The 25,191-nt window shown below is 73.5% G+C and carries 29 protein-coding genes; 6 read left to right on the top strand and 23 right to left on the bottom strand.

Annotated elements, in window-relative coordinates:
• Positions 1–20: 20 nt before the first annotated feature.
• From coaBC to pyrR, 11 genes are all read right to left on the bottom strand, one after another.
• A complete protein-coding gene (coaBC, locus tag EKG83_RS35970) occupies positions 21–1,283 on the bottom strand; it encodes a bifunctional phosphopantothenoylcysteine decarboxylase/phosphopantothenate--cysteine ligase CoaBC (protein WP_033427830.1) in 1,263 nt (420 codons plus the stop codon).
• Positions 1,280–1,558 (bottom strand): DNA-directed RNA polymerase subunit omega, encoded by a 279-nt coding sequence (gene rpoZ, locus EKG83_RS35975; RefSeq protein ID WP_015103666.1) that lies wholly within the window; start codon positions 1,556–1,558, stop codon positions 1,280–1,282. The genes coaBC and rpoZ overlap by 4 nt, the downstream gene beginning before the upstream one ends.
• A gap of 60 nt (positions 1,559–1,618) precedes the next feature.
• Positions 1,619–2,221, bottom strand: a complete 603-nt coding sequence (gene gmk, locus EKG83_RS35980; protein WP_033427831.1) for a guanylate kinase — start codon at positions 2,219–2,221, stop codon at positions 1,619–1,621.
• Positions 2,218–2,535, bottom strand: a complete 318-nt coding sequence (gene mihF / locus EKG83_RS35985; RefSeq protein ID WP_033427832.1) for an integration host factor, actinobacterial type — start codon at positions 2,533–2,535, stop codon at positions 2,218–2,220. The genes gmk and mihF overlap by 4 nt, the downstream gene beginning before the upstream one ends.
• 300 nt (positions 2,536–2,835) lie before the next feature.
• Complete coding sequence (gene pyrF, locus EKG83_RS35990; RefSeq protein ID WP_033427833.1) at positions 2,836–3,654, bottom strand: orotidine-5'-phosphate decarboxylase; 819 nt, start codon at positions 3,652–3,654, stop codon at positions 2,836–2,838.
• On the bottom strand, positions 3,651–6,950 hold the full coding sequence (gene carB, locus EKG83_RS35995) for a carbamoyl-phosphate synthase large subunit (RefSeq protein WP_033427834.1): 3,300 nt from the start codon (positions 6,948–6,950) through the stop codon (positions 3,651–3,653). The genes pyrF and carB overlap by 4 nt, the downstream gene beginning before the upstream one ends.
• Positions 6,950–8,062, bottom strand: a complete 1,113-nt coding sequence (gene carA / locus EKG83_RS36000) for a glutamine-hydrolyzing carbamoyl-phosphate synthase small subunit (RefSeq protein ID WP_033427835.1) — start codon at positions 8,060–8,062, stop codon at positions 6,950–6,952. The genes carB and carA overlap by 1 nt, the downstream gene beginning before the upstream one ends.
• Positions 8,059–8,541 carry a PH-like domain-containing protein gene (locus EKG83_RS36005; protein WP_033427836.1) on the bottom strand — a complete coding sequence of 161 codons (483 nt, stop codon included), beginning with the start codon at positions 8,539–8,541 and terminating at the stop codon, positions 8,059–8,061. Before EKG83_RS36005 ends, carA begins: the two co-directional genes overlap by 4 nt.
• A 73-nt stretch (positions 8,542–8,614) precedes the next feature.
• Positions 8,615–9,898, bottom strand: a complete 1,284-nt coding sequence (locus EKG83_RS36010) for a dihydroorotase (RefSeq protein ID WP_033427837.1) — start codon at positions 9,896–9,898, stop codon at positions 8,615–8,617.
• The gene (locus EKG83_RS36015; protein ID WP_033427838.1) at positions 9,895–10,827 is read right to left on the bottom strand and encodes an aspartate carbamoyltransferase catalytic subunit; all 933 of its coding nucleotides are present in this window, start codon (positions 10,825–10,827) and stop codon (positions 9,895–9,897) included. Before EKG83_RS36015 ends, EKG83_RS36010 begins: the two co-directional genes overlap by 4 nt.
• On the bottom strand, positions 10,824–11,396 hold the full coding sequence (gene pyrR / locus EKG83_RS36020) for a bifunctional pyr operon transcriptional regulator/uracil phosphoribosyltransferase PyrR (protein ID WP_033427839.1): 573 nt from the start codon (positions 11,394–11,396) through the stop codon (positions 10,824–10,826). Before pyrR ends, EKG83_RS36015 begins: the two co-directional genes overlap by 4 nt.
• A gap of 258 nt (positions 11,397–11,654) precedes the next feature.
• On the opposite strand from pyrR, the gene bldD reads away from it, so the two are divergent.
• On the top strand, positions 11,655–12,143 hold the full coding sequence (bldD, locus tag EKG83_RS36025; protein ID WP_015103676.1) for a transcriptional regulator BldD: 489 nt from the start codon (positions 11,655–11,657) through the stop codon (positions 12,141–12,143).
• Positions 12,144–12,220: 77 nt separating this feature from the next.
• On the opposite strand, the gene nusB is transcribed toward bldD, so the two are convergent.
• The 3 genes from nusB to EKG83_RS36040 form a co-directional block, all read right to left on the bottom strand.
• Positions 12,221–12,640, bottom strand: a complete 420-nt coding sequence (gene nusB, locus EKG83_RS36030; protein ID WP_033427840.1) for a transcription antitermination factor NusB — start codon at positions 12,638–12,640, stop codon at positions 12,221–12,223.
• A 1-nt stretch (position 12,641) separates the two neighbouring features.
• The gene (gene efp, locus EKG83_RS36035) at positions 12,642–13,205 is read right to left on the bottom strand and encodes an elongation factor P (RefSeq protein WP_033427841.1); all 564 of its coding nucleotides are present in this window, start codon (positions 13,203–13,205) and stop codon (positions 12,642–12,644) included.
• Positions 13,206–13,268: 63 nt separating this feature from the next.
• Positions 13,269–14,348: a M24 family metallopeptidase gene (locus EKG83_RS36040; protein ID WP_033427842.1), complete on the bottom strand. Its 1,080-nt coding sequence runs from the start codon at positions 14,346–14,348 to the stop codon at positions 13,269–13,271.
• Between the two features lie 89 nt (positions 14,349–14,437).
• Between EKG83_RS36040 and EKG83_RS36045 the strand changes: the two genes are divergently transcribed.
• Positions 14,438–14,839 carry a B-4DMT family transporter gene (locus tag EKG83_RS36045; protein ID WP_153278670.1) on the top strand — a complete coding sequence of 134 codons (402 nt, stop codon included), beginning with the start codon at positions 14,438–14,440 and terminating at the stop codon, positions 14,837–14,839.
• Here the strand turns inward: EKG83_RS36045 and EKG83_RS36050 are convergent.
• From EKG83_RS36050 to EKG83_RS36085, 8 genes are all read right to left on the bottom strand, one after another.
• Positions 14,836–16,353, bottom strand: coding sequence for a glycoside hydrolase family protein (locus tag EKG83_RS36050; RefSeq protein ID WP_033427843.1), 1,518 nt, complete (start codon positions 16,351–16,353; stop codon positions 14,836–14,838). The genes EKG83_RS36045 and EKG83_RS36050 overlap by 4 nt on opposite strands.
• A 102-nt stretch (positions 16,354–16,455) precedes the next feature.
• On the bottom strand, positions 16,456–16,848 hold the full coding sequence (locus EKG83_RS36055) for a VOC family protein (protein ID WP_033427844.1): 393 nt from the start codon (positions 16,846–16,848) through the stop codon (positions 16,456–16,458).
• Positions 16,845–17,951 carry a 3-dehydroquinate synthase gene (gene aroB / locus EKG83_RS36060; RefSeq protein WP_033428037.1) on the bottom strand — a complete coding sequence of 369 codons (1,107 nt, stop codon included), beginning with the start codon at positions 17,949–17,951 and terminating at the stop codon, positions 16,845–16,847. Before aroB ends, EKG83_RS36055 begins: the two co-directional genes overlap by 4 nt.
• 103 nt (positions 17,952–18,054) lie before the next feature.
• Positions 18,055–18,558 (bottom strand): shikimate kinase, encoded by a 504-nt coding sequence (locus EKG83_RS36065; RefSeq protein ID WP_033427845.1) that lies wholly within the window; start codon positions 18,556–18,558, stop codon positions 18,055–18,057.
• Positions 18,555–19,754 (bottom strand): chorismate synthase, encoded by a 1,200-nt coding sequence (gene aroC, locus EKG83_RS36070; protein WP_033427846.1) that lies wholly within the window; start codon positions 19,752–19,754, stop codon positions 18,555–18,557. The genes EKG83_RS36065 and aroC overlap by 4 nt, the downstream gene beginning before the upstream one ends.
• Positions 19,755–19,912: 158 nt before the next feature.
• Complete coding sequence (locus EKG83_RS36075; protein WP_084715962.1) at positions 19,913–20,476, bottom strand: prepilin peptidase; 564 nt, start codon at positions 20,474–20,476, stop codon at positions 19,913–19,915.
• Between the two features lie 83 nt (positions 20,477–20,559).
• Entirely contained in the window at positions 20,560–21,015 is a 456-nt protein-coding gene (locus EKG83_RS36080; protein ID WP_033427847.1) for a PTS sugar transporter subunit IIA, read from the bottom strand.
• Entirely contained in the window at positions 21,012–21,248 is a 237-nt protein-coding gene (locus EKG83_RS36085) for a glucose PTS transporter subunit EIIB (protein ID WP_033427848.1), read from the bottom strand. Before EKG83_RS36085 ends, EKG83_RS36080 begins: the two co-directional genes overlap by 4 nt.
• A gap of 226 nt (positions 21,249–21,474) precedes the next feature.
• Here EKG83_RS36085 and EKG83_RS36090 point away from each other — a divergent pair, with 226 nt between their 5' ends.
• Genes EKG83_RS36090 through EKG83_RS36105 form a run of 4 tightly spaced genes read left to right on the top strand, consistent with a single transcriptional unit; the run spans position 21,475 to position 24,340 of the window.
• On the top strand, positions 21,475–22,170 hold the full coding sequence (locus EKG83_RS36090) for a GntR family transcriptional regulator (RefSeq protein ID WP_084715998.1): 696 nt from the start codon (positions 21,475–21,477) through the stop codon (positions 22,168–22,170).
• Positions 22,171–22,173: 3 nt separating this feature from the next.
• On the top strand, positions 22,174–23,472 hold the full coding sequence (locus tag EKG83_RS36095; RefSeq protein WP_033427850.1) for a PTS transporter subunit EIIC: 1,299 nt from the start codon (positions 22,174–22,176) through the stop codon (positions 23,470–23,472).
• Positions 23,465–23,734 (top strand): HPr family phosphocarrier protein, encoded by a 270-nt coding sequence (locus EKG83_RS36100; protein WP_033427851.1) that lies wholly within the window; start codon positions 23,465–23,467, stop codon positions 23,732–23,734. The genes EKG83_RS36095 and EKG83_RS36100 overlap by 8 nt, the downstream gene beginning before the upstream one ends.
• A gap of 54 nt (positions 23,735–23,788) precedes the next feature.
• Positions 23,789–24,340 (top strand): AAA family ATPase, encoded by a 552-nt coding sequence (locus EKG83_RS36105; protein WP_033427852.1) that lies wholly within the window; start codon positions 23,789–23,791, stop codon positions 24,338–24,340.
• Here EKG83_RS36105 and EKG83_RS36110 read toward each other — a convergent pair.
• Positions 24,337–25,191 carry a shikimate dehydrogenase gene (locus EKG83_RS36110; RefSeq protein WP_084715964.1) on the bottom strand — a complete coding sequence of 285 codons (855 nt, stop codon included), beginning with the start codon at positions 25,189–25,191 and terminating at the stop codon, positions 24,337–24,339. The two genes, EKG83_RS36105 and EKG83_RS36110, sit on opposite strands and share 4 nt — an antisense overlap.

A 25,191-nucleotide genomic window follows, 5' to 3' on the forward strand; every position in this document is an offset into this window, starting at 1 on the left:
GACCTGCGAACGGGCCGAGTTTACCCAGCGTCGCCGCTGGTCCCCCGGCCTTTCAGCGAGGAGGAAATGGCGTCCCACACAGCGGACGCCAGTTGTGCCTTCGAGCCGTGCGGCACGGGGGTCTCGGTGCCGTCGGCGGAGAGCAGCCAGCCGGAGTTGTCCTCGACCTCGAACGCCTTGCCGTCGCCGACGGCGTTGACCACCAGCCAGTCGCAGCCCTTGCGCTTGAGCTTGGCGCGACCGTACTCCAGCACGTCGGCGCCCTCGTCACCGGTCTCGGCGGCGAAACCGACCACCACCTGGCCGGACCGCCGGGCGGTGACCAGCTCGGCGAGGATGTCGGCGTTGCGGGTGAGCGCGACGGGTTCGGGGTCCCGATCCGTCTTCTTGATCTTGTGCCCGGCGGTGGCCACCGGCCGGAAGTCCGCCACGGCCGCGGCCATCACCACCACGTCCGCCGACGCCGCCACCTCGTGCATGGCGACGCGCAGCTGCTCGGCCGACCCGACCCGCACCAGGTCCACCCCGGCGGGCGTGGCCAGGTCCGCGGTGTGCGCGGCGACGAGCGTCACGCGCGCGCCGCGCTGGGCGGCGACCCGGGCCAGGGCCCAGCCCTGCCTGCCGGACGAGCGGTTGCCCAGGTAGCGCACCGGGTCGAGCGGTTCGCGGGTGCCGCCCGCGGACACGGCGACGTGCAGGCCCTCCAGGTCGCGCGGCAGCGCGTCGGGCGCGGCGAGCAGCAGCCGGGCCAGGTCGACGATCTCGGCGGGCTCGGGCAGCCGGCCCTTGCCGGTGTCGCGGCCGGTCAGCCGCCCGCTGGCGGGCTCGGCCACCACGACGCCGCGCGAGCGCAGCAGCGCCACGTTGGCCCGGGTGGCCGGGTGCTCCCACATCTCGGTGTGCATCGCGGGCACGAGCAGGACCGGGCAGCGCGCGGTCAGCAGCGTGTTGGTGAGCAGGTCGTCGGCCAGGCCGTGGGCGGCCTTGGCGATCAGGTTGGCCGTGGCGGGCGCCACGACGACCAGGTCGGCGGTCTGCCCCAGCTTCACGTGCGGCACCGACGGGACGTCCTCGAACACCCCGGCCCGCACCGGCTGGCCGGACAGCGCCTCGAAGGTGGCCGCGCCGACGAACTTCAACGCCCCGTCGGTGGGCACGACGCGCACGGAGTGGCCGGACTCGGTGAGCCGGCGCAGCACCTCGCACGCCTTGTAGGCGGCGATGCCCCCACCCACCCCGAGGACGACCCGGGGGCGGTCGGGGGCCTCGGCGGCCTCGGTCACTCGCCCTCGGTGTGCTCGAGGAGACCCGCGTGGATCTCCCGGAGCGCGATCGACAGCGGCTTCTCGCGCGGGCCCGGCTCGACCAGCGGGCCGACGTACTCCAGCAGGCCCTCGCCGAGCTGGGCGTAGTAGTCGTTGATCTGGCGCGCCCGCTTGGCCGCGTAGATCACCAGCGCGTACTTCGAGCTGACCTGCTCCAGCAGGTCGTCGATCGGCGGGTTGGTGATGCCCTCCGGGGAACCCGACAGCGGGCCCAGCTCGGTGTGCGTGGTCACTCGTCAACGCTCCTGCGGTTGGTGTGCGTTCGGGGTCGTCCCGCGCCTGCCGCGCACGCGTCAGGGCGTGCCGGGCACAGGGCCGACCACCAAGTTTAGCAAGCTCGTGGCGGCGGACCCGACGTCGTGGTTCACCACGACGTCGTCGAACTCGGGTTCGGCCGCCAGCTCCTCGCGGGCGATCTCCAGCCGGCGGGCCACCACGGCGGGGTCCTCGGTGCCGCGGCCGGTCAGCCTGCCGACCAGGTCGTCCCACGAGGGCGGGGCCAGCATGACCAGCCGGGCCCCGGGCATCGCGGCCCGGACCTGGCGCGCGCCCTGCAGCTCGATCTCCAGCAGGGACGGCTTGCCGGACGCCAGCGCGCGCTCGACCGGCGCCCTGGGCGTGCCGTAGCAGTTGCCCGCGAACTCGGCGTGCTCCAGCAGCTCGCCGTCGTCGACCATGCGGCGGAACTCCGCCGCGTCGACGAAGTGGTAGTGCACCCCGTCGACCTCGCCCGGCCTCGGCCTGCGGGTGGTCACCGAGACGCTGAAGTGGATGTCCGGTCCCCTGCGGCGCAGCTCGGCGAGCACGCTGGACTTGCCGACGCCCGAGGGCCCGGACAGGACGGTGAGGCGGGGGCGGGCGCGCACGCCCTCCCCCGCCCCGGTGCCATCACTCACTCGCCGCTGAACTCGGTGAGCAGCGCCTTGCGCTGCCGCTCACCGAGGCCGCGCAGCCGACGGCTCGGCGCGATCTCCAGGCGCTCCATGATCTGCTGCGCGCGAACCTTGCCGACGCCCGGAAGGGCTTCGAGCAGCGCGGACACCTTCATCTTGCCAAGGACCTCGTCGCTCTCGGCGGCCTTCAGCACGTCCGTCAGGGTCGTGCCGCCACGCTTGAGGCGCTCCTTGAGCTCAGCCCGAGCGCGACGAGCGGCAGCAGCCTTCTCCAGCGCTGCGGCCCGCTGCTCCTCGGTAAGCTGGGGAAGGGCCACGATTTCCTCCGTGGTGTGGGAATTTCAATTCTGGATCGGTGCCGCGACCGTACCGAGCGCAATTGCCTGGGTACAACGTGGGTCCCAGTCAGGTGAATCTTTCAGCGCTGGTGTGGTGCGGCGGGTGGTAGTAGTACCAACACCCTCCAACAGGTCCATCACCGCCACCGGTAACGCCCTGCGCACGCCGTGTGTGGTATGCGCTCGATGGGGGATGGACCCGTCGGTGGACTGGACCGTACCAGGCACCGTTTGCGCAGGTGAGCGGACCACGCGAAGCGTGTCGTGATTTGATCGCGATCACATCTCCAGAGCGCGCCGCACGGCGTCCGCCGCGGACCGCAGGGATGCGGTCCCCGGACCGTGCCGCAGCACGTCCCGGGAGGACGTCGGGAGCACCCCGCGCAGGTCCGCGCCGAACAGCTCGCGCAGGTCCTCGACCGTCCCGCCCTGGGCCCCGAAACCGGGCGCCAGGACGGGTCCGTGCAGGTCAGACAGGTCGAGGTCGAGCCGGCCGACGGTCGCGCCGACGACCAGGCCGACGTCGCCGAGGGGGTCGGCGCCGGCGTTCGCGCGGGCCGCCTCGTCGACGATCGACTGCGCCACCGAGCGCCCGTCGGGACCCGTCGCGCGCTGCACCGAGGATCCCTCGGGATTCGAAGTCAACGCGAGTGCGAATATTCCGCGACCGCTCGCGGCGGCCGCTTCCAGGGCGGGCCGCAGCGAGCCGAACCCGAGGTACGGCGACACGGTGACCGCGTCGCCGGCCAGGGGCGAGCCCTCGGTGAGGTAGGCCGCGGCGTAGGCGGCCATGGTCGAGCCGATGTCGCCGCGCTTGGCGTCCACCAGGACCAGCGTGCCGGTGCCCCGGAGGTCGGAAATGACCCTTTCCAGGACCGCCACGCCTTTCGAACCGTGCGCCTCGAAGAACGCCGACTGCGGTTTCACCACCGCCACCCGGCCCCCGAACGCCTCGACGCAGGTGAGCGCGAAGCGCTCCAGCCCGGAGGCGTCCTGGGGCAGGCCCCAGGACGCCAGCAGGCCGGGGTGGGGGTCGATGCCGACGCACAGCGGCCCGTGCTCGGCCACGGCCGCGGCCAGGCGCTGCCCGAACCTCACCGCTCACCCCGCAGGGCCGCCTGGAGGGCCTGGAGGGGCCGCACGCCGATGTCGCCGCGGATGGCGGCCTCGATGCCGTGCACGGCCGCCGCCGCGCCCTGGATGGTGGTGACGCACGGGATGTCCTTGGCCACCGCCGCGGTGCGGATCTCGTAGCCGTCCACCCTCGGCCCGTTGTTGCCGTACGGGGTGTTGATGATCAGGTCCACGGTGCCGTCGAGGATCGCGTCGACCACGTTCTGCTCGCCCTCGAAGTGCTTGCGGACCACCGTGCACGGGATGCCGTTGCGGCGCAGCACCTCGGCCGTGCCGCTGGTGGCCAGCACCTCGAAGCCCAGGTCGGCGAGCCGCTTGACCGGGAAGATCATGGCCCGCTTGTCCCGGTTGGCCACCGACACGAACACCCGGCCCGAGGTGGGCAGGGAGCCGTAGGAGGCGGTCTGGGACTTGGCGAACGCGGTGCCGAACGACACGTCGATGCCCATGACCTCGCCGGTGGACTTCATCTCCGGCCCGAGCAGCGAGTCCACGCCCTTGCCCTCCGGCGTGCGGAACCGGTGGAACGGCAGCACGGCCTCCTTGACCGCCACGGGGGCGTGCGGGGGCAGCACGGCGCCGTCGCCGGTGGCGGGCAGCAGGCCCTCGGCGCGCAGCTGGGCGATCGTGGTGCCGAGCATGACCCGGGCGGCGGCCTTGGCCAGCGGCACCGCGGTCGCCTTGGACACGAACGGCACGGTCCGCGAGGCCCGCGGGTTGGCCTCCAGCACGTAGAGCACGTCGTCCTTGAGCGCGTACTGGACGTTGATCAGGCCGCGCACCCCGATGCCGCGGGCGATGGCCAGCGTGGAGCGGCGGACGTTCTCCACGTCGGTCTCGCCCAGGGTGATGGGCGGCAGCGCGCACGCCGAGTCGCCGGAGTGCACGCCGGCCTCCTCGATGTGCTCCATCACGCCGCCGACGAAGACCTCCTCGCCGTCGAACAGGGCGTCCACGTCGATCTCGATGGCGTCGTCGAGGAACCGGTCGACCAGCACCGGGTGCTCGGGGCTGACCTCGGTGGCGCGCTGGATGTAGCCGCCCAGCGACTCCTCGTCGTAGACGATCTCCATGCCGCGGCCGCCGAGCACGTACGACGGGCGCACCAGCACCGGGTAGCCGATCTCGTCGGCGATGGCCTTGGCCTGCGCGAACGAGGTGGCGGTGCCGTACTTCGGGGCGGGCAGGCCCGCGTCGGTGAGCACCTGGCCGAACGCGCCGCGGTCCTCGGCGAGGTGGATGGCGTGCGGCGGGGTGCCCACGACCGGCACGCCCGCGTCGGCCAGCCGCCGCGCCAGGCCCAGCGGGGTCTGGCCGCCGAGCTGCACGATCACCCCGGCCACGGTGCCCGAGCGCCGCTCGGAGTGCACGACCTCCAGCACGTCCTCGAAGGTCAGCGGCTCGAAGTAGAGCCGGTCGGAGGTGTCGTAGTCGGTGGAGACGGTCTCCGGGTTGCAGTTGACCATCACCGTCTCGTACCCGGCCTCGCGCAGCGCCATGGCCGCGTGCACGCACGAGTAGTCGAACTCGATGCCCTGGCCGATGCGGTTCGGGCCGGAGCCCAGGATCAGCACCTTCGGCTTGTCGCGCTGCTCGACGACCTCGGTCTCGGCGTCGGGGTCGAGCTCGTAGGCCGAGTAGTGGTACGGGGTCCGCGCGGCGAACTCGGCGGCGCAGGTGTCGACGGTCTTGTAGACCGGCCGCACGCCCAGCCGGTGCCGCAGGGCGCGCACGCCGTCCTCGCCGGCCAGCTCCGGGCGCAGCGCGGCGACCTGCCGGTCGGACAGGCCCGCCCGCTTGGCCTTGCGCAGCAGCCGCGCGTCGAGCACCGGGGCGTCCTCGATCTCCCGGCGCAGGTCGACCAGCCAGGCGACCTGCTCGACGAACCACGGGTCGATGCGCGACGCCTCGTGCACCTGCTCGACGGTCGCGCCGAGCCGCAGGGCGCGCTCCAGGGTGTAGAGGCGGCCGTCGTGGCCGGTGCGCAGCGCCTCCAGGGTGGCTTCCACGGTCTCGTCGGGGTCCGGCGCGGTCCAGAACCCGGCGGCCTTGGTCTCCATCGAGCGCAGCGCCTTGCCCAGCGCCTCGATGAAGCTGCGGCCGATCGACATGGCCTCGCCGACCGACTTCATGGTGGTGGTGAGGGTGCGGTCGGCGCCGGGGAACTTCTCGAAGGCGAACCGCGGCACCTTGACCACGACGTAGTCCAGGGTCGGCTCGAACGACGCCGGGGTCTCGCCGGTGATGTCGTTGCGGATCTCGTCGAGGGTGTAGCCGATGGCGAGCTTGGCGGCGATCTTGGCGATCGGGAAGCCGGTCGCCTTGGACGCCAGCGCCGAGGACCGCGACACGCGCGGGTTCATCTCGATGACGACCATGCGGCCGTCGCGCGGGTTGATGGCGAACTGGATGTTGCAGCCGCCGGTGTCCACGCCGACCTCGCGGATGACCGCGATGCCGACGTCGCGCATGTGCTGGTACTCGCGGTCGGTCAGGGTCATCGCCGGCGCGACGGTCACCGAGTCGCCGGTGTGCACGCCCATCGGGTCGATGTTCTCGATGGAGCAGACCACGACCACGTTGTCGTTGCGGTCGCGCATCAGCTCCAGCTCGTACTCCTTCCAGCCGAGCACGCTCTCCTCGATCAGCACCTCGGTGACCGGGGACTCGGCCAGGCCGGTGGCGGCCAGCCGCTCCAGCTCCTCGGGGGTGTGCGCCATGCCGGAGCCGAGGCCGCCCATGGTGAACGAGGGCCGGATGACCACCGGCAGGCCCAGCTCGGCGACGGTCTCGCGGACCTCGTCCATGGACCTGCACACCGCGCTGCGCGGCACGTCGGCGCCGATCTTGCGCACGATGTCCTTGAACATCTGGCGGTCCTCGCCGCGCTGGATGGCGTCGACGTCGGCGCCGATCAGCTCGACGTCGTACTTCTCCAGCACGCCCCGCTCGTGCAGGGCGATGGCGGTGTTCAGCGCGGTCTGGCCGCCCAGGGTGGCCAGCACGGCGTCGGGCCGCTCGGCCGCGATGACCTTCTCCACGAACTCCGGGGTGATCGGCTCGACGTAGGTGGCGTCGGCGAACTCCGGGTCGGTCATGATCGTCGCGGGGTTGGAGTTGACCAGCGACACCCGCAGGCCCTCGGCGCGCAGCACCCGGCACGCCTGGGTGCCGGAGTAGTCGAACTCGCACGCCTGACCGATGACGATCGGGCCCGAGCCGATGACCAGCACGTGCTTGAGATCAGTCCTCTTCGGCATCAGCGACCCTCGTCCATCATCGTCACGAACTCGTCGAACAGCGGTGCGGCGTCGTGCGGACCGGCCGCCGCTTCGGGGTGGTACTGCACGCTGAAGGCGGGCACGTCGAGCGCGCGCACGCCCTCGACCGTGCCGTCGTTGGGGCAGTAGTGGCTGAGCTGGACGCGGCCGAAGTCGGAGCGGAACTCCTCCCCCGGCTCGCCCTCCAGCGCGAACCCGTGGTTCTGCGCGGTGATGGCGACCCGGCCGGTGGCCACGTCGATGACCGGGATGTTGATGCCCCGGTGGCCGTAGCGCAGCTTGTAGGTGTCCCGGCCCAGGGCGCGGCCGAGGATCTGGTTGCCGAAGCAGATGCCGAACAGCGGGATGCGCCGGTCCAGCACGCCGCGGGTCAGCTCGACCGCGTGCGCCTGGGTGGCCGGGTCGCCCGGGCCGTTGGACAGGAACACGCCGTCGGGGTTGACCGCGGCCACCTCGTCGAGGGTCGAGGTCAGCGGCAGCACGTGCACCTCGATGCCGCGCGCGGCCATCATCCGCGGGGTGTTGGACTTGATGCCCAGGTCCAGGGCGGCCACGGTGAACCGCCGCCCGCCGACCGCCTCGACCACGTACGGCTCGGGCGTGGTCACGTCGCCGGCGAGGTCGGCGCCGGTCATCTGCGGCGCGGTGCGCACGCGCTCCAGCATCTCCTCGGTGGTGCCCAGCTCGTCGCCGGAGAACACGCCGGCGCGCATGGCGCCCCGCTCGCGCAGGTGGCGGGTCAGCATGCGGGTGTCGATGCCGGAGACGCCGACCACGCCCTGCCTGACCAGCTCCTCGTCCAGGCCGCGCCGGGAGCGCCAGTTGGACGGCACCCGCGCCGGGTCGCGCACCACGTAGCCGGCGACCCAGATGCGGCCCGACTCGTCGTCCTCGTCGTTCCAGCCGGTGTTGCCGATCTGCGGGGCGGTCTGCACCACGATCTGGCGGTGGTAGGACGGGTCGGTCAGGGTCTCCTGGTAGCCGGTCATGCCGGTGGAGAACACCACCTCGCCCAGGCTCGCGCCGATCGCGCCGTATGCCTCGCCGCGGAACACCCGGCCGTCTTCCAAAACCAGTGCCGCATCGGTCATCGGTCGCCTCCCAGGGCTCGCACCCACTGCTCGTACACGTCCTTGTCGTCGCCCCGGAACCCGGTGTCGAGCACCCGGTCCCCGAGCTGCCAGCGCACGACCAGCAGGCCGTCCGCGGTCATCACCTTGCCCGCGAGCCCCCGCGCGGTGCGGGCGCCCTCCACCCGCGCCGCCGGGATCCACAGCGGGCTCGCGCCGGTCCGCTCGACCAGCACGCCCTGCTCGGTGAGGCGCAGGGTGGCCTCGGCGCGGTGGCCCACGTCGCCGACCGCGACCCGGTCCTGCCAGTCGTCCCCGACGGTGGTGCCGACGTAGACGCCGGTGGTCTCCAGCACGGTGGCGCCCGGGTCGGCGGGCGGCTGCGGGAACTCGGGCAGGTCGGCCTGGCGCCGCTTGCGGTTCTGCCAGCCGCGCCACATGCCGTAGAGGCAGAGCGCGAACACGGCCAGCACGGCCAGGGTCAGCAGCACGCGGCTCATGCGCACACCTCGCTGACGCTCGGCGTGGCAAGACCCGAGAAGACCGTGTTGAACGATTCGCTCGCAAGCTCGCTCATGCCGGAATCCTTCCCCGCAGGGCGGTCACGCGCCCGCGCAGCACCGTGGCGACCACGGCGCCGGGCAGCTCCATGCCCTCGAACGGGGTGTTGGCCGCGATGCTGGCCAGCTCGGCGCCCCGCACGGTCCACCGGGCGCCCGGGTCGACCAGGACGAGGTTGGCGGGCTCGCCGACCTCGATCGGGCGACCCTGGTCGGGCAGGCCCGCGATCTCGGCGGGCCGCTCGCTGAGCACCCGCGCCACGCCGCGCCAGTCCAGCAGGCCGGTCTCGACCATGGTCTCCACCACGATCGACAGGGCGGTCTGCAGGCCCAGCATGCCGGGCCGGGCGGCGGACCACTCGCAGTCCTTGTCCTGGACGGCGTGCGGCGCGTGGTCGGTGGCCACGCAGTCGATGACGCCCGCGGCCAGCGCCTCGCGCAGCTTCCGCACGTCGTCGGCGGTGCGCAGCGGCGGGTTGACCTTGTTGACCGGGTCGTAGGTGGCCAGCCGCTCGTCGGTGAGCAGCAGGTGGTGCGGGGTGACCTCGGCGGACACCTCGGTGCCGCGCGCCTTGGCCCAGGCCAGCACGTCGGCGGTGCCCGCGGTGGAGACGTGGCAGACGTGCAGCCGGGCGCCGACCTGGCGGGCCAGCAGGCAGTCGCGCGCCACGACCGCCTCCTCCGCGGCCGCCGGCCAGCCCTGGAGGCCCAGCCGGGCCGCCTGCTCGCCCTCGTGGGCCTGCGCGCCGACGGTGAGCCGGGGCTCCTCGGCGTGCTGGGCGACCACCACGTCGAGCGCCTTGCTGTACTCCAGGGCCCGCCGCATGACCAGCGGGTCGTGCACGCAGTGCCCGTCGTCGGAGAACACCCGCACGCCGGCCTTGGCCATGGTGCCCAGCTCGGCGAGCTTCTCGCCCTTGAGCCCGACCGTGACCGCGCCCACCGGGTGCACGTCCACCAGGCCGACCTCGCGGCCGCGGCGGGCCACGTGCTCGACGATGACGGCGTTGTCCGCGACCGGGTCGGTGTTGGCCATGGCGAACACGGCCGTGTAGCCGCCCAGCGCGGCCGCGGCGGAGCCGGTGGCGATGGTCTCGGTGTCCTCGCGGCCGGGTTCGCGCAGGTGGGTGTGCAGGTCGACGAAGCCGGGCAGCAGGACCGCGCCGCCGCCCTCGACCACCTCGGCGCCCTCCTCGGCGACCTCGCCGATCGCGGCGACCACGCCGTCGCGGACCAGCACGTCGACCGGTTCGCCCTCGCCGTAGGGCCGTACTCCCCTGATGATCAAGGGGTTCACGAAGTCTCCTCCTCGTGGGCAAGCAGGTGGTACAGCACGGCCATGCGCACGTGCACGCCGTTGCGCACCTGGTCGGTGATGGCGGCGCGGGGCGAGTCGGCGACCGACGAGGCGATCTCCATCCCGCGCAGCATCGGGCCGGGGTGCAGCACGACGGCGTGGTCGGGGAGCAGCCGGAGCCGGTTCTCGTTCAGCCCGTAGGCGATGGAGTACTCGCGGGCCGACGGGAAGAACCCGCCGTGCATCCGCTCGGCCTGCACCCGCAGCAGCATGACCGCGTCCTGGCTCGGCAGCTCGGCGTCCAGCTCGTGCGAGACGTGCACCGGCCAGTTCTCCACGCCGGCGGGCAGCAGGGTCGGGGGTGCGATCAACGTCACCTCCGCGCCCAGCGCGGTGAGCAGGTGCACGTTCGAGCGGGCCACGCGGCTGTGCAGCACGTCGCCGACGATGGCCACGCGGCGGTCGCGCAGGTCGCCGAGGCGTTCCCGCAGGGTGGCGGCGTCGAGCAGGGCCTGGGTGGGGTGCTCGTGCGTGCCGTCGCCCGCGTTGACCACGGACGTGCCCGCCTCGTGCAGCCAGCCCGCCAGCCGGTGGGCCGCGCCGGAGGCCGGGTGCCGCACGATGACGCAGTCGGCGCCCGCGGCGGCCAGGGTCAGCGCGGTGTCGCGCAGCGACTCGCCCTTGCCGACGCTGGAGCCGGACGAGGAGACGTTCACCACGTCCGCGCTCATCCACTTGCCCGCGATCTCGAAGCTGACCCGCGTCCGGGTGGAGTTCTCGTAGAACACCGTGATGACCGTCCGGCCGCGCAGCGTGGGTAGTTTGCGCACCTCACGGCCTTCGAGGGCCTGCTTGAGCCGGGCCGCGGTGTCCAGGACCGCGGTGGCCAGGCCCGGGTCGATGCCCTCGGTGGACAGCAGGTGCCTCACCGCAGCACCACCCCGTCGCGGTCGTCGAACTCGGTCAGCAGCACGTGGACCTCCTCGGACCGCGCGGTGGGCACGTTCTTGCCCACGTAGTCCGCGCGGATCGGCAGCTCGCGGTGGCCCCGGTCGACCAGCACGGCCAGCTGCACCGCGCGCGGGCGGCCGTGGTCGCGCAGGGCGTCCAGCGCGGCGCGGATGGTGCGGCCGGAGAACAGCACGTCGTCCACCAGGACCACGAGCTTGTCGTCGACGCCGCCGTCGGGCAGCGAGGTGGCCTCCAGCGGCCTGGTGGGGCCCCGCCGCAGGTCATCGCGGTAGAGGGTGATGTCCAGGGTGCCGGTGCCGACCTCGACCCCGCTGAACTCGGCGATCCGGGACCCGAGCCGGTGGGCGAGCGGGACGCCCCGGGTCGGGATCCCCATCAGGACTACTTCCGGTGCGCTCGGTGCACCCAGAGAGGTCTTCTCGATGATCTGATGGGCCATTCGGGCGACGGTGCGCGCGACGTCGCCGGCCGACAGGAGCTCGCGCTCCCCGGCCGGGTCCGTCGCGCCACGTTGACGTGGCGCCACGGCTGGACCTCCTTCCCCGCCTCACCGGACGGGTCCTTAAAGGACGTCGGACACCCGGTTGGGACCGGGCTGACCAGCACGGTATCAGGCTTCGGCGGTCAATCTTCCGGGTGGTGTCCGTGGTCTCGCCCACCTGTCCCAACGAGATCAGCTTGACCTGGTGACCACGGAGAGCAATCATTACTCTGCGTATTGATCTAAGCCTCCCCGCGGCAGTCCCCTACCGGCTGACGGGGCGAATGAACGGAGAACCGCCACATGGGCGACTACGCCAAGGCGCTGGGGGCAAAGCTCCGCGCGATCCGCCAGCAGCAGGGCTTGTCTTTGCACGGCGTCGAGCAGAAGTCCGGCGGTCGCTGGAAGGCCGTGGTCGTGGGCTCTTACGAGCGCGGCGACCGAGCCGTCACCGTGCAGAAGCTGGCCGAACTGGCCGACTTCTACGGGGTGCCGGTGGCCGAACTGCTGCCGGAGGGTCGGGTGCCGTCGGGGGCGGAGCCCGCCACCAAGATCGTCATCAACCTGGAGCGGCTGCAACAGCTCCCGGCGGAGAAGGTGGGGCCGCTCGCGCGGTACGCGGCCACCATCCAGAGCCAGCGCGGCGACTACAACGGCAAGGTGCTGTCGATCCGGACCGAGGACCTGCGGTCCCTCGCCATCATCTACGACATGACGCCCGGTGAGTTGACCGAGCAGCTGATCGACTGGGGTGTGCTCCCCCCCGAGGCCCGTCCGGCCAAGGAGGACTGAGCACGTGAAAGGGGGGCCGCGTCCCGCTCGGGGGTGAGCGGGGGCACGGCCCCCTTCCGGTGTTGCCCGGGTGCGCCCTACAGGACGGCGCGGAGCTGGTCGGCGATGACCGCGATGCGGCCCAGCACGCCGTTGACGAACCGCGGCGAGTCGTCCGTGGACAGGCCCTTGGCCAGCTCGACCGCCTCGTCGATGGCGACCGCGTCCGGCACGTCGGCCGCCCACAGCAGCTCGTAGAGCCCGACCCGCAGCACCGCCCGGTCGACCGCGGGCATGCGCTGCAGCGTCCAGCCCTCGGCGTGCTCGGAGATCAGGTCGTCGATCCGCGCGCGGTGCGCGGTGACGCCCTCCACGAGGCCGACCGTGTAGTCGTTGACCGGGGGAACGTCCGTGGAGCCGACGCGCTCGGCGATCAGGGTCACCGGGTCGACGCCCCGGACGTCCGCCTCGTAGAGGACGTCCACGGCGCGCTTGCGGGCCTTGCTGCGTGCGCCCATCTCAGCCGTTCACGCGGCCGAGGTAGCGGCCGTCGCGGGTGTCGACCTTGATCTTCTCGCCGGTGGTGACGAACAGCGGGACCTGGATCTCCGCGCCGGTCTCCAGCGTGGCGGGCTTGGTGCCGCCGGTCGAGCGGTCGCCCTGCAGGCCCGGGTCGGTGTGCTGGATCACCAGCTCGACCGAGGTCGGCAGCTCGACGTAGAGCGCGGTCCCCTCGTGGAGGGCGACGATCGCCTCCTGGTTCTCCAGCATGTAGTTGGCCGCGTCGCCGACGGTCGCGGCGGGCACGGTGATCTGGTCGTAGGTCTCGCCGTCCATGAAGACGAAGTCGGCACCGTCCTTGTACAGGTACGTCATGCCGCGCTTGTCCACGGTCGCCGTGTCGACCTTGGTGCCCGCGTTGAAGGTCTTGTCCACGACCTTGCCGGTCAGGACGTGCTTCAGCGTGGTGCGCACGAAGGCGCCGCCCTTGCCCGGCTTGACGTGCTGGAACGCGGTGACGGTCCACAGCTGGCCGTCGAGGTTCAGCACCAGGCCGTTCTTCAGGTCGTTGGTCGTGGCCACGGTGGTGGACTCTCCTGTTACGTGAGTTGGCGGGCACCGGCGCTCGGCCGGCGCCGGACGACGTCAGACGACCACGAGCTCTTTCGTGGTCAGGGTGAGGAGCTCCGGGGCGCCTTCGCGCACCACGAGCGTGTCCTCGATGCGAACACCACCCTTCCCGGCCAGGTACACACCGGGCTCGACGGTGACCGCCATACCGGGCAGAAGTGTACCGTCACCGGCCTTCGACAGCGCCGGAGCCTCGTGGATCTGGAGGCCGACGCCGTGGCCGAGGCCGTGCAGGAACTGCTCGCCGTAGCCCGCCGCGTCGATCACGTCCCGCGCCGCCGCGTCCACCGCGGCGAGCCCGGTGCCCGGCGCCAGGGCCGCCCGGCCCGCCGCCTGCGCGGCCGCGACCAGCTCGTACAGGTCGCGCTGCCAGTCCGCGGCGCGGCCGACCACCACGGTGCGGGTCATGTCGGAGTGGTAGCCGTCGACCAGGGCGCCGAAGTCGAGCTTGACCAGGTCGCCGTCGCGGACCACCGCGTCGGTGGGCCGGTGGTGCGGCACCGCCGAGTGCGCGCCCGCCGCCACGATCGACTCGAACGACGGCCCGGCCGCGCCGTGGTCGAGCATCCGGTTCTCCAGCTCGCGCGCGATCTCCCTCTCGGTGCGGCCGGGCCGCAGGCCGCCGTGCTCCAGCAGGCCCGCCAGCGCCCGGTCGGCCGCCGCGCACGCCATCCGCAGCGCCTCGACCTCGGCGTCGTCCTTGACCACCCGCAGCCGCTCGACCAGGCCGGGCGCCCGGACCAGGGCGGCACCGCCCGCCGCGGCCTCCAGCGCGGACAGGCCGTCGACGGTCACGTCGTGGCTCTCGAAGCCGATCCGCCGCAGGCCGCCGGCCCGCTTGAGCAGCGCCGCGTCGCAGGGCCGGTCGACGACCCGCTCCAGGTCGGGCACCTGCCCGGCGGCCTGGGTGAGGTAGCGGCCGTCGGTGCAGAAGGCGGTGCCCTCGTCCGACTCGGCGTGCACCAGCAGCGCGGCGTTCGACCCGGTGAAGCCGGTCAGGTAGCGGACGTTGAGCAGGTTGGTGACCAGCAGCGCGTCCAGCTCCAGTGCCCGGAGCGAGGCGCGGAGTGCGGCGCGACGAGTGGCGTGGTGCATGTGGGCAGCCTAGAGCCACCCGCACCGGTGCACAGCGGCCCACGATCGGCTGAACTTCCGGCACCGCCGCGGGCACATAGGGTGGGCACATGCGCGCGTGGCTGGTCCGGGGTCTCTGGCTGGGGTTGCTCCACGGCGCGGTGCAGACCGGCACCGCGGCGGTGGGCGTGAACAGCCCCGAGGCGGGCACCGCCGTCCGGTACATCGCGTTGGCGCTGGTGGTGGTCGTCGGGCTGCTGTGGGGCGCGCTGGACGCGTGGCGGGGGCTGGCGGGCGCCGGGCTGGTGTGGTTCCTGGCCGGGCTGGTGGCGGGGCCGTCGGCCGGGGTGGTCGGGGTGCTGGGCCGGTCGCTGGTCGACCAGACCGGGCTGGAGGCCCTGGGGCCCGCGCTGACCGGCGGCGCGGCGTTCACCGCGTTGCTGGTCATGGTCAGCGCGGGGCTGGGCGTCGTGCTGGGCGGCCGGTTGCCCCAGCCGGGTGAACGGGGCTAGCGGCGCAGGTCGCCGGCCTTCTTGTAGGAGGCCCAGGTCCGCTGGGTGACGTCGGTGACGGTCGAGGAGTTCAGCTCGGCGACCGCGGCGTCGGGGACCAGCCACAGCCGGTCGTCGGCCAGCAGCAGGCCGACCTGCCCGTCCGGGGCCCGCACGGCCCGCACGCCCGCCGGGACGCGTTCCACGACCTCCAGCCGGTCCACCACGGGCGGGCGGCGGTCCAGCACGGCGGTGGCCAGGCGGGCGGCCACCGAGCGGCGCTCGACGCGCACCACCTCGCCGCCCAGCACCAGGTCGACGGTGTTCTCCGGGGACGGCACGGCGAAGCCGTCCAGGACGCGCGCCGCCTCCTCGGTGGCGCAGCCGGGCACCCCGGCGAGGTCCAGGCCGAAGTGGCCCAGGTCGGTCGGCGCGCCCGACTCGCCGGACACGGTCGCGCGGACCACGTCCACCGGCACCCGGCCGCACGGGTCCTCCGGGGACGCCGGCGCGTGCCCGGTGGGGGTGCGCAGCAGGCCGGGGCCCTCCCGCCACGGGCCGGGCAGGTGCACCCGCGGGTGGGGGTTGGCGGTGAAGTCGCGGTTCCAGAAGGTCAGGGTGGTGCCCTGGTCGGTGGAGTGCGCGACGACGAAGACCTGGAGCGCGTCGACGAACATCCAGTCGGCGCTGAAGGCGTCCACGATCGAGCGGGGCCGCGAGCGGGTGTCGGGTACCGACGTGAAGCCGCCCGGGCCCAGGGCCTGCACGCCGCTCGCGAACGCCGGGTCCTTCGACCTGAGCACGAACTGGCCCGCGCCGTTCCACCCGGCCGCCGCGCCGGTGGTGTCGGTGAACATCAGGTAGAACCAGCCGTCCAGCCACAGCGCCGACGCCTGGCCGGCGCCGTAGGCGTTGTCCCTGATCACCACGTTGGACGGGGCCAGGAGCGGGCCGCCGAGGCGGGTCCAGGTCAGGCCGTCCGGGCTGGTGGCCACGCCCAGGGCGCTGCCGTTGGCGTGGTTGTCGCGCTCGGCGGCGGTGTAGTACATGTAGTACGTCCCGTCGACCTTGATCACCGACGGGTCGCAGGTGTGCATGGCGTCGAAGCCCGCGCCGCTGCCGGAGAGCACGGCCACCGCCGGTGCGCCGCCGGGCGCGGCGAACGGGCCGTCCGGCGAGGCGGCCTCCGCGTAGAGCACGTCGTCGCCCGCGGGCTGGGCCGTGCCGAGCTGGCTGCACCACCACATGCGGACCTTGCCGCCCTCAGCCATCAGCGAGGGCGCGTAGTTGTACGCCGAGTCCCCGCCGCCCACCGCGACCACGCCGGCGCTCCGCCTGCCGCGGTCGGCGGCCAGCGCCACCGGTACCGGGACGGGCGGCTCCGCGGCCTCGACCACCGCGGACGTGCTGGGCGCGGTGCTGCTGCCGGGGGTTTCCGGTGCGGGGTCGGCGACGCTCGGCGCGCAGGCCGCGAGCGAAGCGGCGACCAGCGCGGAACCGAGGAGCCTCGCCGCTCTCCCGACGGGACTGGGCATGCGGGGCTGGTCTCCACTTCTGCGGGACGGGTCGGTGTGCACCGGAAGACGCGCGGCGCCCGGTTCCGGTTCAGTGTAAGGACCGGGTCGCTATTTCGAGTGTCACCCGATCGGAGCCACGAGTTCCACCTCGAAGCCGTCGGCGTTCTCCAGGTAGCCGGCGTAGTGCGCCGCGCCGCCCGCGTGGGGGTACTTGTCGGCGAACAGGGGTGACCAGCCGTGGTCGACGGCCTCCCGCACCAGCCGGTCCACGCCGGCCCGGTCCGCGACGTGGAAGGCCAGGTGGTTCAGGCCGGTGCCCCGCCGGTGGTGCGCGTCCAGCGCGGGCGAGTGCTCGACCACCAGGTAGGTCGGGCCCAGCTTCCAACTGACCCCCCGGGCCCACCGCTGGTGCTCGACCCAGCCCAGCTCGCCGAGCAGCCAACCGATGCTGCGCTCGGCGCGGGCCAGGTCGGGCACCCACAGCTCCACGTGGTGCAGCAGCCCCGCCGTCACAGCAGGACGCTGCCGCCGCTCTTCGCCTCGCCCGCCACCGCCGAGTAGGCCGCCGCCAGCAGGGCGGGGTCGGGGCCCTCCAGGCGGCCCGGCTTGGCCAGGCCGTCGAGCACCACGAACCGCAGCACGCCCGAGCGGTTCTTCTTGTCCGACCTCATGCCCTCCAGCAGCTGGGGCAGGGCGTCCGGGTCGTAGGTGGTGGGCAGGCCCAGGGAGGTCAGGATCGCGCGGTGGCGGTCGGCGGTGGCGTCGTCCAGGCGACCGGCCAGCCGGGCCAGCTCGGCGGCGAAGACCAGGCCGACGCTGACCGCCGCGCCGTGGCGCCAGCGGTAGCGCTCGCGGCGCTCGACGGCGTGCCCGAGGGTGTGGCCGTAGTTGAGGATCTCGCGCAGGTCGGACTCGCGCAGGTCGGCGGACACCACGTCGGCCTTGACCTGGACCTTGCGGCGGACCAGCTCCTCGATCACCGGGCCGGTCGGGTCGAGCGCGGCGGCCGGGTCGGCCTCGACCAGGTCGAGGATGACCGGGTCGGCGATGAAGCCGCCCTTGACCACCTCGGCCATGCCCGCGACCAGCTCGTTGCGCGGCAGCGTCTCCAGCGTGGCCAGGTCGACCAGCACGGCCTCGGGCTCGTAGAACGTGCCGACCAGGTTCTTGCCCGCGTCGGTGTTGATGCCGGTCTTCCCGCCGACCGCGGCGTCGACCATGGCCAGCAGCGTGGTCGGCACGTGGACCAGCCGCACGCCGCGCATCCAGGTGGAGGCGACGAACCCGGCCAGGTCGGTCACGGCGCCGCCGCCCAGGCCGATCACCACGTCCCGGCGGCCCAGCCCGACGTGGCCGAACACGTCCCAGCAGTACCCGGCGACCCGCAGGTCCTTGCCGTCCTCGGCGTCGGGCACCTCCACGCGGTGCGCGTCCACGCCCGCGGCCGCCAGCTCGTCGCGGACCGCCTCGGCGGTCGTGGCCAGCGTCGGGGTGTGGACGATCGCCGCCTTGGCCGTGCCGCGCACGAGTTCGACCAGGTCACCGAGCAGGCCGCGGCCCACCACCACGTCGTACGGTCGTTCCGCGGCCACGCGGATCCGCACCGGCTCGCCCATCACCACTCCCCTTCGTCGCTCACCATTCGACCACGTCCGGTCCCGGCGCGTCGCCGCTCCGGGCCCCGCACCGCGGCGCGGTGCGCGAGGGCCCGGGTGCCCGTCAGCCCCACCGGGCGAGCACGGCGTCGACCACCTGGTCCGGGGTGAGCGCGTCGGTGATCACCTCGATGGTGGCCACCTCCCGGTACAGCGGCAGGCGGGCGTCCAGCAGGGTCTTGAACGTGGCGCGCGGGTTCACACCGGCCAGCAGGGGGCGGGCCGTGGACAGGCCGGTGCGCCGCACCCCCTCCGCCATGCCGACGTTGAGGAAGACCACCGTGTGCCCGGCCAGGCGCCGCCGGGTGGTGGCGGACAGCACCGCACCGCCGCCCAGCGCCAGCACGCCGTCGTGCTCGGCCAGGCCGGTGGCGACGGCTTGCTCCTCCAGCGCCCGGAACGCCGGCTCGCCGTCGGTGGTGAAGATGTCCGAGATGGACTTGCCCGCGGCGGCCACGATGTCCTCGTCGACGTCGCGGAAGGGCAGGTCGGTGCGCTCGGCCAGCAGCCTGCCGACCGTCGTCTTGCCCGCGCCGGGCGGGCCGAGGACGACGAACCTCGGGCTCACCGCCCCTCCCAGCGTGCTTCGAGGGCCGCCAGGTAGCCGGCGACGTTGCGCCTGGTCTCGTCGATCGAGTCGCCGCCGAACTTCTCCAGCGCCGCCTCGGCCAGCACCAGCGCCACCACCGACTCCAGCACCACGCCCGCGCGCGGCACCGCGCACACGTCCGAGCGCTGGTGGATCGCCACGGCCGGCTCGCCGGTGCGGACGTCGATGGTGGACAGTGCGCGCGGGACGGTCGAGATCGGCTTCATGGCCACGCGCACGCGCAGCGGCTCGCCGTTGGTGATGCCGCCCTCCAGGCCGCCCGCCCGGTTGCTGCGCCGGGTGACGCCCTTGGGGCCCTCGCCGCGGTCGATCTCGTCGTGGGCCTGGCTGCCCCAGCGCTGCGCGGTGGTGAAGCCGTCGCCGATCTCCACGCCCTTCATCGCCTGCACGCCCATCAGCGCGCCGGCCAGCCGGGCGTCCAGCCTGCGGTCCCAGTGCACGTGCGAGCCGAGGCCCGGCGGCAGGTTGTAGGCGATGACCTCGATGACGCCGCCGACCGTGTCACCCGCCTCCTTGACCGCCTCGACCTCGGCGACCATGGCGTCGGTGCCGCGCCGGTCGAAGGCGCGGACCGGGCTGGCGTCGACCGCGGCCAGGTCGCCCGGACCGGGCACGGCGGCGTCGTCGGGGGTCCTGGCCTTGCCGATGGACACCACGTGGCTGATCACGTCGACGTCGAAGACCTGCTTGAGGAAGTGGCGGGCGACCGTGCCCAGCGCGGTGCGCGCGGCGGTCTCGCGGGCGCTGGCGCGCTCCAGCACGGGCCGGGCCTCGTCGAAGCCGAACTTCTGCATGCCGGGCAGGTCGGCGTGGCCGGGGCGCGGCCGGGTCAGCGCCTCGTTGCGGCCGGTGGGCTTGAGCTCGCCCGGGTCCACCGGGTCGGCCGACATCACCTTCTGCCACTTGGGCCACTCGGTGTTGCCGATCCGGACCGCGATCGGGCCGCCCTGGGTCAGCCCGTGGCGGACACCGCCCAGGATCTCCACCTCGTCGGCCTCGAAGCCCATGCGGGGGCTCCGCCCGAAGCCGAGGCGACGCCGCTCCAGTTGAGCGGTCAGGTCGGCGGTCGTGACCTCGACGCCCGAGACCATGCCCTCCAGCACGGCGACGAGAGCGGGTCCGTGTGACTCCCCAGCGGTGATCCAGCGCAGCACGCGGGCAATCCTTCCACAGCGGCCACCGGGGCTCGTGCGCAGCTCAGCGACCACGCCGCACCGTTCCGCCGAGTGGGACACCGACGGGTGAGCGGGGGGGGCGGGCGCGGTGCGCCGACCAGGGCGGGACGGGTGCCGGTCGACGTGGGCCCCTCGGCTCACCCGGCCGACGCCACCGCCAACCACGCGGCGGTCAGCAGGCCGGGGCCGTAGGGCACGCCACCCGCGCGCCGCCGGAGCGCCAGGGCCAGGGTGACCGCGCTCGCCACCGCCGCGCCCGCCGGCAGCGCGAGCCACGACACCGACGCCAGCACCGCGCCCACCGGTGCCGCGAGCTTCACGTCTCCCCCGCCCATCGCGGACGGCGCGACCAGCCGCACGACCAGGTGGCCCGCGAAGAACACCGCCCCGCCCGCCAACGCCCGCCGCGGCTCGGCACCGGCCCACCACAGCGCCGCGCCGACCAGCGGCCAGGCGGGCAGCGTCAGGACGTCGGGCAGGCGCCGGTGCCGCAGGTCCACCGCGGACAGCAGCACGCCCAGCCACGCCAGCAACAGCGCCAGGGGCAACCACTCGGGCGGCACCAGGAGCGCGCTCAACCACCACAGCACCGCCACGGGCGCGGCGCACCACAGCGGGCGGACCACCGCTCCCCTCGGCGCGAACCGGAGGAAACGGGCTCCCAGCACACCGGTGCAAAAACCGGACAACACGATGACCATGAACCCAGCGTCGGCCCGCCAGGCCCGGGGATCAACGAAGGGCGCGGGTGAACGGTCCATTCACCCGCTTTCCCCCGGGGACGTCAGCGCTGCCAGGCGAACAGCACGTCACCCGCCGAGACGGGCCCGCCGGCCTGGTCGACCAGCACCTCCGGCGCCGCGTCCAGCGCGATCACCGGGCAGATCGCCGCGAAACCGGCCCGCTCCACCTCCGCCGGGTCCCAGGTCACCACGGCCTGCCCGGCGCGCACCCGGTCGCCCTTGGCCACGTGCAGCGAGAAACCCTCGCCCTTGCGCTTGACCGTGTCGATCCCGAGGTGCACGAGCACCGCCGCACCGTCCTCCGTGGCCACGACGAACGCGTGCGGGTGCAGCGTCACCACGGTCCCGTCCACCGGGGACACCACCGTCGCCTCGCCGTCCCGGGCGGGCTCGACCGCCACGCCCGGGCCCACCATGGCCTCGGCGAAGACCGGGTCGGGCACCTCGGCCAGCGGCACCGCGCGGCCGCTGACCGGGCTCGCCACGCGCAACGTCACAGCAGGTCCTCGATGTCGCTCGCGATCGTGTCGGCCTCCGGGCCGACGACGACCTGCACCACGTTGCCCGCCCGCATCACGCCGTGCGCGCCGAGGCCCTTCAACGCCTTCTCGTCCACCAGCGAGCCGTCCTCCAGCTCGCAGCGCAGGCGAGTGATGCAGGGCTCGATCTCCACGATGTTGTCCGCACCGCCGAGCGCGGCGAGGATGCGCTCCGCCTTGTCGTCCGCCACTTGAAGTCCTCTCTCGACACCTGGGCCCGAGGGTGCCACCGCTCGGGCACGGTCCCGTAACGGCGGTTGACACCCGGTCGGCGCGCGGAGCATCCTCCCCGCACCAACTGGTCTAGACCGGAAAGTACCAATCCCGGTCGGTCGAGGCGAGCCCCGGGGAGGTGTCGTGGAGATAGTCGACGGGCCCAAGCCCAAGCACGCGCAGCTCCGCGACATCCTGCGGCGCATGGCCGAGCAGGAGCTGCCGCCCGGTTCGCCCATCCCCTCCGAGCGCGACCTGGCCCGGCAGTACGGGGTCTCCCGCATCACGGTGCGCGCCGCGGTCGGCCAGCTCGTCGCCGAGGGCCTGCTGACCAGGGCGAAGGGCCGCGGCACGTTCACCGCCCGGCGCCGCATGGACGTCCAGCTCTACCTGGAGTCCTTCACCGGCGACATGCGCCGCCGCGGCCTGGTCCCCGCGACCGAGGTGGTCGGCTGCACCACCGAGGTGCCCCCGCCCCCGGCCGCGACCGCGCTGGGCCTGGCGCCGCACGAACCCGCGTGCCGGCTGGTGCGCCTGCGCCGCGCCGACGGCGTGCCGCTGGCCGTCGAGCGCGGCTGGTACCACCCGCGGGTCGTCCCGGACCTCGACCGGCACGACCTGACCACCTCCCTCTACGCGCTGCTCGCCGAGGCGTACGGCGTGCAGCTCGACCACGCGAGCCAGACGGTGTGGGCCGAGGCGGCCGACGCCGGCACCGCGAAGCTGCTGGGCGTGCGCGCCGGCGCGCCGCTGCTCGTCTTCCGCCGGGTGGCCTCCGCGCAGGGCAGGCCCGTCGAGGACATGACGTCCTGGTACCGGGGCGATCTCTACCAGGTGACCATGCAGTTGGACCGGACCGACCCGGAATCCGGACCGCACCACTCCGCCAAAGGGAGGTAACCCATGAGCGCCAGCGCCCCACAGGCGACCGGCGGTCGGGACATCAAGGGCCTGGCCGGGCTCCAGCGGTTCGGCCGCAGCCTCATGCTGCCGATCGCCGCGCTGCCCGTCGCGGCCCTGCTGCTGAGGCTCGGTCAGAACGACCTGCTCGGCAAGGACGGCCTCGGCTGGAACGAGGTGGCCGGCGTCATCGGCGGCGCGGGCAACGCGCTGTTCGCCAACCTGCCGCTGCTGTTCGCGATCGGCGTGGCCATCGGCTTCGCCCGGCGCGGTGACGGCTCGACGGCGCTGGCCGCGGCGGTCGGCTTCGTGGTGACCACGGCCGTGTTCGAGGCCATGTCCCCGCTCGTGCTCCCGGCGCCCGAGGAGGGCGCCAAGCAGGAGATGATCAACTACTCGGTGCTGACCGGCATCGTGGTGGGCCTGATCACGGCGGTGCTGTGGCAGCGCTACCACCGCATCAAGCTGCCCGCCTACCTGGCGTTCTTCGGCGGCCGGCGGTTCGTGCCGATCCTGGTGGCGGGCGTGATGATCCCCGTCGCGGTGGTCATGGGCCTGATCTACCCGTGGTTCGACAAGGGCCTGACCGCGGTCAGCGAGGGCATCGCCGGGAACGCCGTGATCGGCGCGGGGATCTACGGCACCATCAACCGCCTGCTGGTCCCGCTGGGCCTGCACCACATCCCCAACACGTTCGTGTGGCAGGTGTTCGGCGAGTACGACGGCAAGACCGGCGACCTGAACCGGTTCTTCGCCGGCGACCCCGAGGCCGGCACGTTCATGACCGGCTTCTTCCCGATCTTCATGTTCGCCCTCCCGGCGGCGGCGCTGGCCATCGTGCACACCGCCCGCCCGGCGCAGCGCAAGATCATCGCCGGCATCATGGGCTCGGCGGCCCTGACCGCGTTCATCACCGGCGTCACCGAGCCGCTGGAGTTCGCGTTCATGTTCGTGGCCTGGCCGCTGTACGTGATCCACGCGGTCCTCACCGGCACCTCGCTGGCGATCAGCAACGCGCTGGGCATCCGCGACGGGTTCGGCTTCTCCGCAGGCGCGATCGACTACGTGCTCAACCTCGGCATCGCCGAGAAGCCGCTGATGATCATCGTGCTGGGCCTGGTCTACGCGGTGATCTACTACTTCCTGTTCCGCTTCGTCATCACCAAGTGGAACCTGCGGACCCCCGGCCGCGACGAGGACGAGGACCCCGAGTCCGACCCGAGCGTGGTCGAGGGCACCGAGCGGGAGAACCGGCGGCGCACCGGGCGCCAGGCCGAGGAGGAGAGGACGGAAAGTGCCTGAACGACGCGTCACCGTGGCGAGCAAGGTCGGCCTGCACGCACGGCCGGCCGCGGTGCTGGCCAAGGCGGCCGCCGGCCAGCCGGTCAAGGTCACCATCCGCAAGGACGACGGCCAGCCGGTCGAGGCGGCGAGCGTGCTGGGCCTGATGACGCTCGGCGCGATGCACGGCGACGAGGTCGTGCTGGCGGCGGACGGCGAGGGCGCGGACGCCGCGCTGGAGGCGATCGCGCGGATCATCGCCACCGACCTCGACGAGGGCTGACCAGCCGGTGACGGGGCCCCGCTCGGCCGCGAGCGGGGCCCTTCGTCGTGCATGATGGACCACGTGGGCAGCGCGCTGGACTCCGCGGTCGTCGTGATCACCGGGATCATGGCGGCCGGGAAGTCCACGGTCGCGCAACGCCTCGCCGAACGCCTGCCGCGGGCGGCGCACGTCCGCGGCGACGCGTTCCGCCGGATGATCGTCTCCGGGCGGGCGGACACGCGGCCCGACTCCGGTGCCGAGGCCGAGGCCCAGCTGCTGCTGCGGTACCGCCTGGCCGCCGCCACCGCCGACGGGTACGCCGGTGACGGCTGGACCGCCGTGGTGCAGGACGTCGTGCTCGGCGGGCACCTGCGGACCTTCGTCGACGCCGTGCGCACCCGCCCCCGGTACGTCGTCGTCCTGGCGCCGTCGCCGGAGGTGGTGGCGCGGCGCGAGGCCGCCCGCCCCAAGACCGGGTACGGCGCGTGGACCGTCGCGGACCTGGACCGCGGGCTGCGCGACGGCACCCCGCGCCTGGGCCTGTGGCTGGACACCTCCGACCAGACCCCGGACCAGACCGTCGACGCGATCCTGGCGGGGCTCGACCGGGCCCGGGTGGATTAAACAGGCAAGGGCAGCAGGTCGTCCGTCGCCCTGCGCAGCGCCTGACGCATCTCCTCGCGCGGCGCGGGCAACCCGGTGAACTGCTCCACCTGCCCGAACGCCTGGTGCAGCAGCATGTCCAACCCGGTCGCCAGGGACCGCCCCCGCCGCTCCACCGCCACCGCCACCGGCGTCGGCCACGGGTGGTAGATCACGTCGAGCACGCACGGCGCACCGGCCAGCGCGTCGGCGATCGGCCCGGTCGCGGCCGGCGGCACGGTGCTCACCAGCACGTCGCAGGACGCCGCCAGCCCGGCGAAGTCGGCCTCGTCCCAGGTCACCACGTCCAGCGCCAGCCCCAGCCGGGACGCGCAGCCTTCCGCCTCGGCGGCCCGCGACACCGAGCGCACCACCAGCGACACCGCGCGCACGCCCGCCGAGGCCAGGGCCACCAGCGCCGCGGTGGCCGTGCCGCCCGCCCCGAGCAGCACGGCGCGCGTGCCCGAGGTGAAGCCGCACGCCGCGCGGAGCGCGCCCAGCACGCCGTCCACGTCCGTGCAGTCGGCCCGCCAGCCCCCGTCGACGGGGACCAGCGTGTTCGCCGCGCCCACCAGGGTGGCCCGGGGCGTGGCCGAGGACGCGACGGCCAGCGCGGCGCGCTTGTTCGGCATGGTCACCGACAGGCCCGCCCACGAGGCGTCGAGCCCGGCGACCAGCCCGGGCACGGCCTCGGCCTCGCACTCGACGCGCGTGTAGGTCCAGCCGGCCAGGCCCAGCGCGGCGAACGCGGCGTTGTGCAGCACCGGCGACAGGGAGTGGGCCACCGGCGAGCCGATGACCGCGGCGCGGCGGGTCACCTCGGGGGGCGCCAC

Origin of the sequence: Saccharothrix syringae (assembly GCF_009498035.1) — a bacterium.
Classification (GTDB): domain Bacteria; phylum Actinomycetota; class Actinomycetes; order Mycobacteriales; family Pseudonocardiaceae; genus Actinosynnema; species Actinosynnema syringae.